Source organism: Glycomyces sp. TRM65418, from assembly GCF_019710475.1.
Lineage (GTDB): Bacteria > Actinomycetota > Actinomycetes > Mycobacteriales > Micromonosporaceae > Glycomyces.
On the sequence record NZ_JAJFAX010000014.1, the window covers coordinates 51,098 to 64,438 of the forward strand.

The window sequence follows — 13,341 nt, forward strand, 5'->3', positions numbered from 1 at the left end:
GACACTCGCGAACGAGCGGGGCCCGGCGAGCGCAGCTCGCCGGGCCCCGCTCGTCTCGCTCTGCTCAGCGCCTGCCGGCGGTCGCTTTGACGGTGCCTCCTCCGGCTTCCCCGGTCGTGGCGGTGTCGGGCAGCCCGCCGAACGACAGATCCAGCGCCAGCGTCTCGGCCTGCACGAACTCGCGGTGGGTCTCGATCGCCGCCCGCACCTCGTCGTCGGCGTCCACGACGACCTCGACGCGGTCGCTCACGTCGAGGCCGGCGTCCTTGCGGGCCTGCTGGATCACCCGGACCACGTCGCGGGCCACGCCCTCGGCGGCGAGCTCGGGGGTGACATCGGTGTCGAGGACGATGACCCCGGCGCCGTTCGGCAGGGACTCGGTGTGCTCGGCGTCGACCGCGACCATCGTCAGCTCGTACTCGCCGTCCTCCAGGGCGACGCCCCCGGCGGTGACCGTGCCGTCCTCGACGGACCAGTCGCCGGCCTTGACGGCCTTGATGACCCGCTGCACGTCCTTGCCGAGCCGGGGCCCGAGCACGCGCGGGACCAGCTTCAGGTCGGACTTGCTGTAGGCGCTCACGTCGGAGTCGAACTCGACGGCCTTGACGTTCAGCTCGTCCCTGAGCAGGTCCGCGAACGGCGCGAGGCGCTCGGCGTGGCCGGTCGCCACCGTGGCCTTCGCCAGCGGCAGGCGCACCCGGAGCTTGCGGGCCTTGCGCATGGACAGGCCGACCGAGGCGATCTCGCGCACGGCGTCCATCGCCTCGACCAGGGCGTGGTCGGCGGGCAGGTCCGCGGCGTCGGGCCAGTCGGCCAGGTGCACCGAGCGGCCGCCCGTGAGGCCCCGCCAGATGTCCTCGGTGATCATCGGCAGCAGCGGCGCGGCCACCTCGCAGGCGGTCTGCAGGGCCGTCGCGAGCGTGGCGAACCCGGCCTCGTCGCCCTCCCAGAACCGGTCGCGCGAGCGGCGCACGTACCAGTTCGTGAGGCTCTCCAGGTACGAGCGGAACACCGCGGCCGCGCCCGCGAGGTCGTAGGCGTCCATCGACGCGGTCATCGACTCGACCAGTTCGCGGGTCTTCGCGAGCAGGTACCGGTCGAGCCGGTGCTCGCTCGCCAGCGCGGCGGTGCGGGCCTGTTCGGGCGTCGCCTCGTACCCGGCGGCGCCGGCGTAGAGCGTGTAGAAGTACCACACGTTCCACAGCGGCAGGACGATCTGGCGGACGGCGTCGCGGAAGCCGGTCTCGGTGACGGGCATGTCGCCGCCGCGCAGGACCGAGGACGACACGAGGAACCAGCGCATGGCGTCGGAGCCGAACTGCTCGTACGACTCCCGGACGTCCGGGTAGTTCTGGAGCGACTTCGACATCTTCTGCCCGTCGGCGCCGAGGAGGGTGCCGTGGACGAGCGCGGTGCGGAACGCGGGCCGGTCGAACAGGGCGGTCGCGAGGACGTGCAGCGTGTAGAACCAGCCGCGGGTCTGCGCGGTGTACTCGACGATGAAGTCGCCCGGGTAGTGGTGCTCGAACCAGTCGGCGTTCTCGAACGGGTAGTGGACCTGCGCGAACGGCATGGAGCCCGATTCGAACCAGCAGTCGAGGACTTCGGGGACGCGGCGCATGACGGACTTGCCGGTGGGGTCGTCCGGGTTGGGCCGCACGAGGTCGTCGATGCCGGGCCGGTGCAGGTCGGTGACGGGCACGCCGAAGTCGCGTTCGAGGTCGGCGAGGGAGCCGTAGACGTCGATGCGCGGGTGTTCGGGGTCGTCGGAGACCCACACGGGGATGGGCGCGCCCCAGTAGCGGTTGCGGCTGATGTTCCAGTCGCGGGCGCCTGCGAGCCATTTGCCGAACTGGCCGTCCCGGATGTGGCCGGGGGTCCAGTCGATCTGCCGGTTGAGCTCGACCATGCGGTCGCGGAACTTGGTGACGGCGACGAACCACGCCGAGAGGGCCCGCTGGATCAGCGGGGAGCCGCAGCGCCAGCAGTGCGGGTAGTTGTGGTTGTAGGTGTCGTGCCGCAGCACCCGCTGGGTGTCCTTGAGGTCCTTGATGATGAGCTTGTTGGCCTCGAAGACGTGGACCCCCTCGTACGGGGGGACCTCGCCGGTGAACTTGCCGGCGCTGTCGACGGGGACGACCGGTTCGATCCCGGCGGCGTCGGTGACGAGCTTGTCCTCTTCACCGAAGGCGGGGGCGATGTGGACGACGCCGGTGCCGTCCTCGGTGGTGACGTAGTCGGCGGCGAGGACCTGGTGGGCGTTCTCGCGGCCGGCGAAGAAGTCGAACGGCGGGTTGTAGCGGAGGCCGACGAGCTCGGCGCCGCGGTAGCGGCCGACGACGTCGGCTTCGTCGCCGAGTTCGTGGGCGTACGCGGCGAGGCGGGCCTCGGCGAGGAGGTAGCGGCTGCCTTCGGTCTCGACGACGACGTAGTCGACGTCGGGGTGGACGGCGGCGGCGAGGTTGGACGGGAGCGTCCAGGGCGTGGTGGTCCAGACCAGGAGCTTGACGCCGGAGAGGGGGCCCTCGTCGGTGATGTCGAGGCCGACCGTGACGGCGGGGTCCTGCCGGTTCCGGTAGGTGTCGTCCATCTTGGTCTCGGTGGCGGCCAGCGGGGTCTCGCAGCGCCAGCAGTACCAGAGCACGCGGTAGCCCTCGTAGATGAGGCCCTTGTCGTAGAGGGTCTTGAAGGCCCACATGACGCTTTCCATGTAGGTCAGGTCGAGGGTCTTGTAGTCGTTCTCGAAGTCGACCCAGCGGGCCTGGCGGGTGACGTAGTCGACCCAGTCGCCGGTGAACTGGAGGACGGAGGCCTTCGCGGCGGCGTTGAAGCGGTCGACGCCGTAGGCCTCGATGTCGGCCTTGGACTTGAGGCCGAGTTCGCGTTCGGTGGTGACCTCGGCGGGCATGCCGTGGGTGTCCCAGCCGAAGCGGCGTTCGACGCGCTTGCCGCGCATGGTCTGGTAGCGGGGGACGATGTCCTTGACGTACCCGGTGAGGAGGTGCCCGTAGTGGGGCAGGCCGTTGGCGAAGGGCGGGCCGTCGTAGAAGACGAACTCGTTGGCGCCGTTCTCGCCGGCGGGCCGGGCCTCGATGGAGGCCTTGAAGGTGTCGTCCTTGGTCCAGAAGTCGAGTACGCGTCGCTCGACCTCCGGGAGGTTCGGGCTCGCGGGTACGCCCCGCTGGGGGTCGTCGAGTGGATAGGCCATGGGACCCGGGTCTCCTCACACACGCCTGTCGGACTTCAGGGTGCGAGGACGAGTCGTGGCTCTGGGAGCCCGGCCCGCGGTACCACCTCGCTTGGCGCACTGGGTGCGCCCGCTCGATTCGGCGGCGGTGACGGGCCGCGTCCGTCCGGTTCTACTGGGGCCGCGGTCTCGGGAGACGTTGGCCGGTTCTTCCGGAAGCTCGCCGGTGATGGCCGGGTCGACGCTGTTGTCCGCCATTGTAGCGCCGGTCGCCGGGGAGGCCGCCATCGATTACCGGGGGCGCGGCGAGGGTGTCCACCCTGTGAGCACCGTCGATCGTCTCGCTGGCCGGGCATGTAATATCTGGTCTGTGAGAATCCACGCACGCAACTGGTGGTGGCGTCGCTGAGGCGGCGTCCCTGCTTCTGCGTGCAAGCTGAGCAAGCGACCGTCTCGAGGGCGGTCGCTTCGTCGTTTCCGGGGACGGCCGCCTCGCGACGGGCCTGAGACCCATTGAGAGGGCCGATGACCGAGTTCTTGACACCCGCGGGGGTGACGGTCGAGCGCACCGTCGCCGATCTGGACGACTACGACCTGACGTCGATCGTCGCGCAGGTGGAGTCCCGCCGCGGCGGGGTCCTGTCGAGCGGCATGGAGTATCCGGGGCGCTATTCGCGCTATCACCTCGCGTATGTCGACCCGTCGCTGGAGGTCGTGGCGCGGGGCCGTTCGGTGACGGTGCGGCAGTTGAACGCGCGCGGGTTCCTGCTCGTGGACGTGCTGGCGGACGCGCTCGCCGAGGCCGGGGTCGGGGCGGTCGCCCGCGACGACGGCGAGGTGCGCGTGGAGGTGCCGGCGCCGACCGAGCGGGTGCCGGAGGAGCTGCGTTCCAAGCAGCCCACGGCGTTCTCGGCGCTGCGGGTGATCCTCCACGCGCTGGCGTGCGACGACCCGTACCTGGGCCTGTGGGGGGCGTTCGGGTACGACTTGGCGTACCAGTTCGAGCCGATCCCGTTCGCGAAGGACCGCGGCGAGGACGCGCGCGACCTGGTGCTGCATCTGGCGGACGAGATATACGTGGTCGACCGCAAGCGGGAGACCGCGCAGGTGCGGCGTTACGAGTTCAGTCTCGGGGGGCGCAGCACGAAGGGGCTGTCCCGGGAGACCGAGTCGCTCGACTACGTGACCGCCTCGTCGGTGCCGGAGGGCCCGGTGCCGGGCGTGTACGCGGACACCGTGCGGCGGGCGAAGTCGGAGTTCAAGGCGGGCAACCTGTTCGAGGTGGTGCCCGGGCACGAGATGTACGCGGCGTGCGACTCGCCGACGCTGTTCTACGAGCGGCTGCGGACGGCGAACCCGGCGCCGTACGAGTTCATCTTCAACCTCGGGGAGCGCGAGTACCTGGTGGGCGCGAGCCCGGAGATGTTCGTGCGGGTCACCGGCGACCGGGTGGAGACCTGCCCGATCTCGGGGACGATCGCCCGCGGCGACGACCCGATGCACGACGCCTCCCAGATCGCCGAGCTCATCGGCTCCCCGAAGGAGGAGTCGGAGCTGACGATGTGCACCGACGTGGACCGCAACGACAAGGCCCGCGTGTGCGTGCCCGGTTCGGTGAAGGTGCTGGGGCGCCGGCAGATCGAGATGTACTCGCGGCTGATCCACACCGTCGACCACATCGAGGGGCGGCTGCGCGAGGACATGGACGCGCTGGACGCGTTCCTCACGCACATGTGGGCGGTGACGGTGACCGGCGCGCCGAAGACGTGGGCGATGCGGTTCATCGAGGAGCAGGAGACGACGCCGCGGCGCTGGTACGGCGGCGCGGTCGGCTTCGTCGGCTTCGACGGGTCGATGAACACCGGGCTGACGCTGCGCACGGCGCAGATCCGCGACGGCGTCGCGTGCGTGCGCGCGGGCGCGACGCTCCTGTACGACTCCGACCCGGACGCCGAAGAGGCCGAGACCCACTTGAAGGCCCGGGCGCTCCTGGAGACCGCCTCCGGCGGGGTCGGGGCGGCCGCGCGCGTGCCCGAGCCGATCGAGGTCGCGGGCGGTCCGGCGGGCGTGGGCCGGAAGGTGCTCCTGGTGGACCACGAGGATTCGTTCGTGAACACCCTCGGCGACTACTTCCGCCAGCACGGCTGCGAGGTGACGACGCTGCGGTTCGGGTTCGAGCCCGCGACGGTCCTCGCCGAGGCGGCCCCCGACCTGGTGGTGCTCTCCCCCGGGCCGGGGCGGCCGGAGGACTTCGACACCGCGGGCCTGCTCGACGAGATCGAGCGGCAGGGCCTCCCGGCGTTCGGGGTGTGCCTGGGCCTGCAGGCGATGGTCGAGCACGCGGGCGGTTCGCTGTCGCTGCTGGACGAGCCGAGCCACGGCAAGCCCGGGAACGTGAAGGTGACCGGCGGGGGCCTGTTCGAGGGGCTGCCCGACGAGGTGACCGCGGCGCGCTACCACTCGCTGTACGCCACGGCGGACCAGGTGCGGGGCGATTTCGCGCCGACGGCCGCGATCGACGAGGTGGTCATGGCGATCGAGGCGCCCGCGAAGCGCTGGTTCGCGGTGCAGTTCCACCCCGAGTCGATCCTGACCGCGGCGGGCGCGCACGGGCACCGGATCATCGGGAACGTGCTGCGGCTGACCGCTTGAGCGAGTCGGTCCCGGAGCGGGCTCCGTTGCGGACGTGAGCGGGCCGGGAGGCGCTGCGGCGCTTCCCGGCCCCGCAGATCTCCGGCGGGTCTAGGAGGTGTACTCCCAGTCCTTGACGCAGGCCCAGGCGCTGTAGCCCCAGGCGCCGTTCCAGTAGACCTCCATCCAGTAGTCGCTGGAGAGGCCGCAGGCGCGGTACTCGCCGCCGGCGCCGCGTTCGCAGGAGACCGGGACCCACGTGTCGGCCGGGATGATCTCAAGGATCGCGGACCCGGTCTCGGCGAGGCGGCGGTGGTTGACGCCTTCGGCGAAGCGGGCCCGGCAGGTCCGCTGCTCGGAGGCGACGGTCGGCGGGGCCGTGCTCTCGATCCGCGATTTCACGGGCGTCGGCGCCGCGATGGGCTGGGCGGCGGCCGAGGACGCGGCGGACAGCGCCAGCGCGAACGCGGCCGCCAAGACGCCGATGGCAGTGAAGTACCGCTGCATGATCGGGGACCCCTTCGGTGCGATTGCTCGTGATCACGCCGGACGACGTGGAATCAACCTAATGCTGAAGAAGCACGCGTTCAGATACAAAACGGATAATGTCCGGAAGCCGACAGCGGGCGTTCGCGGAGCACGCCGCGGCGGCCCTGCGGCCGAGCCGGTCTGTTCGAAACGGGCGCGCCGAACCCCTCGGCGCGATGTCGGTGGGCCGTGCTTGGCTGAGGGGATGGCGAAAACCGTGTACAACACAGCGACCAGCATCGACGGGTACATCGCGGATCCCGACAACTCCCTCGAATGGCTCTTCGCCGTCCCGGGAGGCGAGCCGGAGGAGTCGGACGCGACGGGCGAGGCGGAGGACTCCCCGCTGGACGAGTTCGGCCAGTTCCTCGCCGGGGTCGGGGCCATCTGCATGGGCTCGACGACGTACGAGTGGATCCTCGACTACGAGAAAGCGGTCGAGCACCCGGAGAAGTGGGTGTACGAGCCGCCGACCTGGGTCTTCACGAGCCGGGACCTCCCGGCGGTGCCCGGGGCGGACATCCGGTTCGTGTCCGGGGACGTCGCGCCGGTCCACGCCGAGATGGTCGCGACGGCCGGCGACCGGGACCGGTGGATCGTCGGCGGCGGCGAACTCGTCGGGCAGTTCTTCGACGCGGGCCTGCTCGACGAGGTCCGGCTGTCGCTCGCGCCGGTGTCCCTCGGCGGGGGCGCGCCGCTGCTGCCGCGGCGGATCCTCGCCGAGCGCCTCGAACTGACCGAGACCAAGAGCGTCGGCCAGTTCGCCTGCCTGACGTACCGCGTGAAGTAGACCGGGCCGCTGATGCGAACGGGACCGCGGCGTGCGGTCCCGTTCGCCCTGCGGGAGCGAGGAACCGACCCGCGCTCCAGGCGTCGGCGGCGGAGGCCGCGCGCAGGGTCGGCGCCGAGCACGGGAACCGCGTTCGAACGGCGCCGCGCCTCGGCGGAGCAGGCGAGAAGCGGCCATTGAGACGGGCGGTTGTGACGGATGCTCGCTCGCGGATCACCGCGACGATCCGGCGAGGCGGGGACCCTACGATGGCCGCATGAAGATCTGGATCGCTCACGAAGCGGGCCTGGCGCACCTCGGTCCGGTCCCCGACGAGGTCGAGATCGAGGTGTTCGACGGCGGCGCGTACCCCTCCGATCCGAAGGACGTCGTGTTCCTGGTCCCGCCGTCCACGCCCCGGACGCCCGCGGAACTGCTGGAGGACATGCCGAACCTCGAAGCGGTGCAGCTGCTCAGCGCCGGGGTCGAGACGTGGGTCCCGTTCATGCCCGCGGGGGTCGCGCTGTGCGACAACCGCGGCGCGCACACCGAGGCGACCGCCGAATGGGTGGCGGCCGCGTCGCTCGCGTCGGTGCGGCGGCTCGATCACTTCGCGCGCCTGCAGGCCGAGCGGGAATGGGCGCCGGTGCGGACCGGGACGCTGTTCGGGAAGACCGCGCTCATCGTCGGCGCCGGATCGATCGGCGAGGCGGTGGCGCGCCGGTTCGCGGCGCTGGGCATGGCGGTCGGCAAGATCGCGCGGACCGCGCGGCCGGGGGTCGGGACGCTCGCGGATCTCCCGGAGCTGCTGCCGCAGGCCGACGTGGTGGTCGTCATCGTGCCGCTCACCGCCGAGACCGAGGGCCTCATCGACGCGGCGTTCCTGGCGCGCATGAAGGACGGCGCGCTGCTGGTGAACGCCGCGCGCGGCAAGGTCGTCGACACCGCCGCGATCACGGCCGAGGTGGCCTCGGGGCGGCTGCGGTGCGCGCTGGACGTGACCGAACCCGAGCCGCTCCCGGCCGAGCACGAGTTGTGGGGGCTGGAGGGCGCGCTCATCACGCCGCATGTCGGCGGCGGCGTCGACGGCTTCATGGAGCGGTGCTACCCGCAGGTGGGCGACCAGATCCGCCGCCTCGCGGCCGGTGAACCGCTCGCGAACGCGGTCGAGAACGGCTACTAGGCGAGGCGGCCGGGGGGCGCGGCCGATTCGCTGAGGCGCGGTTCCCGGGCGCCCCGGTGTCAGGCGATGCGGGCGCCGAGTGGGACGTCGGCGTCCGGGGCGAGCAGGACGACCTCGTCCGTGCCCTCGACCGGGACGCCGAGGACGAGCACCTCGGACTTGAAGCCGGCGATGCGGCGCGGCGGGAAGTTCGTCACCGCGACGACCGTGCGGCCCACGAGCGCTTCAGCGCTGTAGCGGGCGGTGATCTGGGCGCTCGACTGCTTGACGCCGAGGTCGCCGAAGTCGATCCACAGCTTGTACGCGGGGACGCGCGCCTTCTCGTTCGGCTCCGATTTCACGATACGGCCGGCGCGTATCTCGGTCCGGAAGAAGTCCTCGACGGAGCTGGGCTCCGCGGTCTCGGTCGGTGCAGCCATGCGCGGAGGATACCGCTACGGGCCCGTGAACCGCCGCCGCATTTCCACCAGCGCCTCCTCCGTCAGGCGGCCGTACAGGCGGAGTCGGGCGATGCCGCCGTCGGGGAAGATGGTGAGCCGCACGGCGGTCGCGGGCCGTGCGTTCGCGAGGACGAAGCGGTGCGGGGTGTCATCGCCGCCGCCGCGGCGGGAGCGACGGTCGCGGTCGCCGTCTACGAGGGACGGCGCGGGCACCCGATGTACTTCGCGCGCGAGCACCTCGGGCCGATCGCGGACGCCGCCGTCGGCGACCGGGGGGTGCGCGACTTCCTGGCCGCGCACCCGGAAGTCGTCGCAGCGGTCCCCTGTCCGGGTGATCGGATCGACGTCGACACCCCGGCCGACCTCGCCGCGCTCACGCGCCCGGCGGGGACGCAGCCGATCCGGCCCTAGCGGGAACCGGGCCGCGTGCCGCCGCCGGCGTCGTCAGCGGTGCGTCGAGGACCCTAGGCCGCGAACCAGAGGTCGATCTCGCGCTTCGCCGACTCCTCGGAGTCCGAGGCGTGGATGAGGTTCTGCTGGTTCGAGACCGAGAAGTCGCCGCGGATCGTGCCCGGCTCGGCCTTGCGCCCGTCCGTGGCCCCCGCGAGCTTGCGCACCACCGGGATCGCCTCGTCGCCCGCGGCCACCAGGCTCACCAGGGGACCGGAGGTCATGAAGGCCTTCAGGCCCTCGTAGTACTCCCGGCCGACGTGCTCGGCGTAATGCGCGTCCGACAGCGCCGCGTCCATCGTCCGCAGCCGCAGCTGCTCGATGCGCAGGCCCTTGCGTTCAAGGCGGCTGAGCACCTCGCCGATGAGCCCGCGCCGGACGGCGTCGGGTTTGATCAACACGAGCGTGCGCTGTTCGGCCACGGGAAACTCCTCGCAAGAGACTGTCGGATTGTGGCTGCCATCCTAAGCGATGTTGTGTCCGTTGCCTCACCCACGTACGATTCACATTGAAACCCGGTTTCCCAGTTGTGGATGAGGTGTCCCAGATGCCCCCGAGACAACCACCGCGGCCCGCCCCACGGCCTTCCAAGGCGCCCAGTAAAGGCGGCGCGAAAAGTGGGGCGAAAGGCACCGCCGCCAAAGGCGGCGCGAAAGGCGCGCAGGGCGTGCGCAAGACCGCGCCCGGCAAGCCGATGCCCCGCGGCGCGCGGCAGCCGGTGGGCCGGGCGGCCACCGCCGAGCAGCTGCGGCAGCAGCGCCTCATGCTCGACCAGCAGCGCCGCCAGCGCGAGGCGCGCTGGTGGGTCATCAACCAGAACGCCTTGAAGGACCTGCACACCCGGCAGCACCACGCCGCCGGCGGCGAGGCGATCGGCACGGTCCTCAACGCCGACAGGAGGATGCGCTGGCGCACCTCCCACGCGGTCGGCGCGATCACTTTACTGATCCTCTCCTTCTTCTTCACCTCGATGGCGATCGGCGCGCAGAGCATCGGCATCGCCGTGCTCGCGTTCCTGTGCCTGGCCGGCTGCATCGGCTTCTTCACCGTGGAGCACTCGAAACGGCGCTTCCCCCAACCGGTCCCGGCCCCGCCGCTCATCGGGCAGCACCGGATCGAGGACCTCATCGAGGAGGACGACGCGCCGCGGGCCGCGACCGTGAAGGAAGCGGTGCCGGCGACGATCGACGCACTCGGCGACATGTTCGAGCCCGCTTCGCTCCCGGAGTCGGCGCAGAAGGCGGCCGGGGCGCCGCAGACCGCGCCGGTCGGGGGGCCGGCGAAACCGGCCACGGCGGAGGCGGCAGTCGTGGAGCCGGTGGCAGTCGTCGCGGCCGAAGCGGTCGCCGAGCCCGCCGATGAGCCGAAGGCGACGATCGCGGCGGAGACGCCGCCGGTCGTCACCGAACCGGTGAGCGAGGCGATCACGGTCGAGGACGAACCGGAGCCGCTGGCGGCGGCGGTCGGCGACGCCGGGCCGCCGACGGGCGACGGTCCGTCCACGGTGGCGTTCTCGCTGCCGACCGATCAGGTCGGCGGGGACGCCGCGGCCACTGGGACCGCGACGGCTCCGGCTCGACCGGCGGCCGCGCCGGCCAAGGGACGGATCGCCGAGGCCGTCACGCGACTGAAGGCGCCGCCGCGGCAGCGCGACACCACCGAAGGCCGCAGCCTCGCCCACGACCTCGCCGAACTGCTCCTGTCGGAGGAGCGCCTCGGCGGCGCCGACGTCACCGACGTGGCCGCCACGCTCGTCGTCGGCGACCTGCAGCGCTCGATCGAGTTCTACACGGACGCTCTGGGGCTCACCGTGGCCGACCGCACGGAGGAGGCGGCGGTGCTCGACGCCGGGTTCGGCAAGATCCTGCTGTGGGAGCGGCCCGACGCACCGCCCGGCGAGACCGGGGTCATGCACCTGACCTTCGAGGTCGGCGACATCGACTCCACGTTCGCGAAGATGAACCAGGCCGGGGTCGAGTTCCTGCACCTGCCGCGCACCGCGCTGCTGGGCCAGCACTACGAGATGCGGGCCGCGGCGTTCCGCGACCCCGACGGCCACGGCCTGGCCATCACCGAGCACCGGGAACGCGACTAGCGGCGCGTTCCGGCCCCAGTGAACCGGAGTAGAGGTCCCATGCTCATCGTCGGCGAGATCCACACCGCGCTGCTGCCGCACTCCCGGCCGCTCACGCCCGAGGAGGCCCGCGCGGCCCTGTCGCTGGCGGTCGGCGAGACGGTCGTGCAGTGGGCCCGGCCGGTCCCCCACACCGCGTCCCCGACGCTCCTGCACGGCGTGGACTGCCGACTCCCGCTGGGGCCCAAGCCGGACAGCGACCAGGTCGACGAGGACGACCGCAACGGCTCGCTGCGGGCCGTCGGCACGGTCAGTTCGCGGGCGGTGCTCACCGGCGGCCACCTGCTGCAGGGCTCGGCTTGGGCCGCGGTGTCGCCGTCGCGGCATCCGCGGCGGATGCCCTGGTCGTACTACCTCGCCAAGCCCGGGAGGCTGGAGACGATCGGGAAGTTCGACGCCCGCCGCCTCGCCGAGGGCTTCCTCGTCGCCGAGAACCGCCGCGACCGCGCGAAGCTCCTCGACGCGGCCGCGATCGCTCGGCACTCGATCCACGACGTGCTCTCGCGGCCCGTGTTCGACCAGCGCCCGCCGATCAAGACCGGGTCGACCCGGCTGCGCTGGGCCGCGGTCATCGACCCCGGGAAAGACAAGGCCGTGGCGTTCCGCCTGGCCGGCAACGACCGGCGGCGCATGAGCATGGTGATCGGACCGGTCGCCCCCGAGCACGTCGCGGCCGCCGCCGAGGACCTCGCGGTCCACGACTGGCTGCTGAGCGCGGTCGCGGCGCGGATCGCGCTCGCGAAGATCGGCGAGGACCCCCGGCACACGCTGCGCACGCTCCGGCCGGTCGTCGACCACCTGCTGCACCTGTGGTCGGCCGGGGCCCGGACTTCGCGGGACCTGGAGTTCATGTGGGACGCGCTGGAGCGGCGGCCGGGTCTGACGCGGCAGTGGACCACCATGACCGAGCGGGTGCGCTCGCAGATCGACTACGGCGCGGCGGATCTGGCCGCGCAGATGCTCGACATGATGGAGCAGCGCCAACGGCAGGCCGGCGGCTCGGGCGATTCGTTCTACCGCTAGAGCGGGCCCTGGAAGATGTAGGAGAGGCGGTCCACGAGCTCGCCGGGGAGGGCCATGCCCTCGCGTTCGGCCGAGGTGCGGATGATCGCCATCGCGCCGGCCTCGGGGCGGACCGACCCGCAGATGACCCGCACCGCGTGCTCGACCTCCAGGTAGTTCACCGACAGGATCGAGACGGTGCGGTACGCCGGGAACGGGAACGCCTTCGCCTCCAGCTGGAGGATCGGCGGCATCGCCTCCCACGTCTCGGGGAAGCGGGCCCGCGCCGGGCGGTCGGGGTCGTGGCCGTGCTCGGCGGGGACGACCGCCTCGACCGGTTCGGGCACGCCGATGCGCTTGCCCTGGTCGCGCAGCACGCCCAGTCGCAGCAGCTGCCAGACGGCGGCGAGCATCGGGCAGGACCAGCGGCGGCCCTGCGCGGTGTCGCTCCACAGCTCGACGTCGAGGAACACCGAGTGCTCCCGTTTCGCGTTCTGGCTCGGGGGCCGCCACTGGCGGTCCGGCGCGCCCATCGCGATGCCCTTCGGCTTCGGGCTGGGCACGCCGTTGCACAGCCAGCCCGAGCGGGCCACCGGCGGGCGGGAGCCGTTCGCGCCGGGCGGCGGCTCGAACACGATCCGGTCGGCCACGAGCGCGGCCAGGTCCAGGCCGCCCATCCGGGCGCACGCCGATTCGCGGGCGAGGTAGTCGATGCGCAGGCCCGCGTCCGCGGCGGCCTCGGTGACGACGCCGATCAGCTCCTCGGGCGGCGGCATGCCCTGCTGGCTGTAGTCGTCCACCAGGTAGCAGGTGCTCACGCGCGGGCGGCGCCCGCCCAGGCGCTTCTGGAGGGCCTCGGTGGTGCCGTGGACCCAGGCGGCGGCCGACGCCATCTCCGCCTTCAGCGTCTCGGGCCGGGCCAGGTCCTCGGCGTAGAGATGCCCCACCTCGATCGACAGGTGGGACATGCCGAAGCGTTCGGTGCGCTGCTTGGCGCTGGTCTCCTCGTACGTCATC

Annotated in this window: 12 protein-coding genes; 6 read left to right on the forward strand and 6 right to left on the reverse strand. The window is 72.0% G+C overall.

Features of this window, described 5'->3' with window-relative positions:
* Positions 1–64: 64 nt before the first annotated feature.
* Entirely contained in the window at positions 65–3,208 is a 3,144-nt protein-coding gene (ileS, locus tag K3N28_RS21765; RefSeq protein ID WP_228094861.1) for an isoleucine--tRNA ligase, read from the reverse strand.
* A gap of 504 nt (positions 3,209–3,712) precedes the next feature.
* Here ileS and K3N28_RS21770 point away from each other — a divergent pair.
* Positions 3,713–5,839 carry an anthranilate synthase component I gene (locus K3N28_RS21770; RefSeq protein WP_228094862.1) on the forward strand — a complete coding sequence of 709 codons (2,127 nt, stop codon included), beginning with the start codon at positions 3,713–3,715 and terminating at the stop codon, positions 5,837–5,839.
* A 90-nt stretch (positions 5,840–5,929) separates the two neighbouring features.
* Here K3N28_RS21770 and K3N28_RS21775 read toward each other — a convergent pair whose 3' ends face one another.
* Complete coding sequence (locus K3N28_RS21775; protein ID WP_228094863.1) at positions 5,930–6,325, reverse strand: hypothetical protein; 396 nt, start codon at positions 6,323–6,325, stop codon at positions 5,930–5,932.
* Positions 6,326–6,551: 226 nt separating this feature from the next.
* Here K3N28_RS21775 and K3N28_RS21780 point away from each other — a divergent pair, with 226 nt between their 5' ends.
* Positions 6,552–7,136 (forward strand): dihydrofolate reductase family protein, encoded by a 585-nt coding sequence (locus tag K3N28_RS21780; RefSeq protein ID WP_374209852.1) that lies wholly within the window; start codon positions 6,552–6,554, stop codon positions 7,134–7,136.
* Between the two features lie 256 nt (positions 7,137–7,392).
* Positions 7,393–8,298, forward strand: a complete 906-nt coding sequence (locus tag K3N28_RS21785; protein WP_228094865.1) for a 2-hydroxyacid dehydrogenase — start codon at positions 7,393–7,395, stop codon at positions 8,296–8,298.
* 59 nt (positions 8,299–8,357) lie between these two features.
* Here the strand turns inward: K3N28_RS21785 and K3N28_RS21790 are convergent, their stop codons facing one another.
* Together K3N28_RS21790 and K3N28_RS23425 are read right to left on the reverse strand one after the other, a co-directional pair.
* A complete protein-coding gene (locus K3N28_RS21790) occupies positions 8,358–8,717 on the reverse strand; it encodes a tRNA-binding protein (protein ID WP_228094866.1) in 360 nt (119 codons plus the stop codon).
* Positions 8,718–8,732: 15 nt separating this feature from the next.
* A complete protein-coding gene (locus tag K3N28_RS23425) occupies positions 8,733–8,975 on the reverse strand; it encodes a hypothetical protein (protein WP_308062216.1) in 243 nt (80 codons plus the stop codon).
* On the opposite strand from K3N28_RS23425, the gene K3N28_RS21800 reads away from it, so the two are divergent.
* Positions 8,877–9,149, forward strand: a complete 273-nt coding sequence (locus K3N28_RS21800; RefSeq protein ID WP_228094868.1) for an NTP transferase domain-containing protein — start codon at positions 8,877–8,879, stop codon at positions 9,147–9,149. The two genes, K3N28_RS23425 and K3N28_RS21800, sit on opposite strands and share 99 nt — an antisense overlap.
* Positions 9,150–9,202: 53 nt before the next feature.
* Here the strand turns inward: K3N28_RS21800 and ndk are convergent, their stop codons facing one another.
* A complete protein-coding gene (ndk, locus tag K3N28_RS21805) occupies positions 9,203–9,610 on the reverse strand; it encodes a nucleoside-diphosphate kinase (RefSeq protein WP_228094869.1) in 408 nt (135 codons plus the stop codon).
* A gap of 245 nt (positions 9,611–9,855) precedes the next feature.
* Between ndk and K3N28_RS21810 the strand changes: the two genes are divergently transcribed.
* The gene (locus K3N28_RS21810) at positions 9,856–11,283 is read left to right on the forward strand and encodes a VOC family protein (protein ID WP_228094870.1); all 1,428 of its coding nucleotides are present in this window, start codon (positions 9,856–9,858) and stop codon (positions 11,281–11,283) included.
* A 39-nt stretch (positions 11,284–11,322) separates the two neighbouring features.
* Complete coding sequence (locus K3N28_RS21815; protein WP_228094871.1) at positions 11,323–12,345, forward strand: SCO2521 family protein; 1,023 nt, start codon at positions 11,323–11,325, stop codon at positions 12,343–12,345.
* Here the strand turns inward: K3N28_RS21815 and K3N28_RS21820 are convergent.
* The gene (locus K3N28_RS21820) at positions 12,342–13,340 is read right to left on the reverse strand and encodes an SCO2522 family protein (protein ID WP_228094872.1); all 999 of its coding nucleotides are present in this window, start codon (positions 13,338–13,340) and stop codon (positions 12,342–12,344) included. The two genes, K3N28_RS21815 and K3N28_RS21820, sit on opposite strands and share 4 nt — an antisense overlap.
* Position 13,341 lies beyond the last annotated feature (1 nt).

Coding starts and splice junctions, on each gene's coding strand:
- K3N28_RS21780 (WP_374209852.1), top strand. CDS start 6,552: ATGGCGAAAACCGTGTACAACACAGCGACCAGCATCGACGGGTACATC.
- K3N28_RS21790 (WP_228094866.1), bottom strand. CDS start 8,717: ATGGCTGCACCGACCGAGACCGCGGAGCCCAGCTCCGTCGAGGACTTC.
- K3N28_RS21785 (WP_228094865.1), top strand. CDS start 7,393: ATGAAGATCTGGATCGCTCACGAAGCGGGCCTGGCGCACCTCGGTCCG.
- ileS (WP_228094861.1), bottom strand. CDS start 3,208: ATGGCCTATCCACTCGACGACCCCCAGCGGGGCGTACCCGCGAGCCCG.
- K3N28_RS21815 (WP_228094871.1), top strand. CDS start 11,323: ATGCTCATCGTCGGCGAGATCCACACCGCGCTGCTGCCGCACTCCCGG.
- K3N28_RS21820 (WP_228094872.1), bottom strand. CDS start 13,340: ATGACGTACGAGGAGACCAGCGCCAAGCAGCGCACCGAACGCTTCGGC.
- K3N28_RS21775 (WP_228094863.1), bottom strand. CDS start 6,325: ATGCAGCGGTACTTCACTGCCATCGGCGTCTTGGCGGCCGCGTTCGCG.
- K3N28_RS21770 (WP_228094862.1), top strand. CDS start 3,713: ATGACCGAGTTCTTGACACCCGCGGGGGTGACGGTCGAGCGCACCGTC.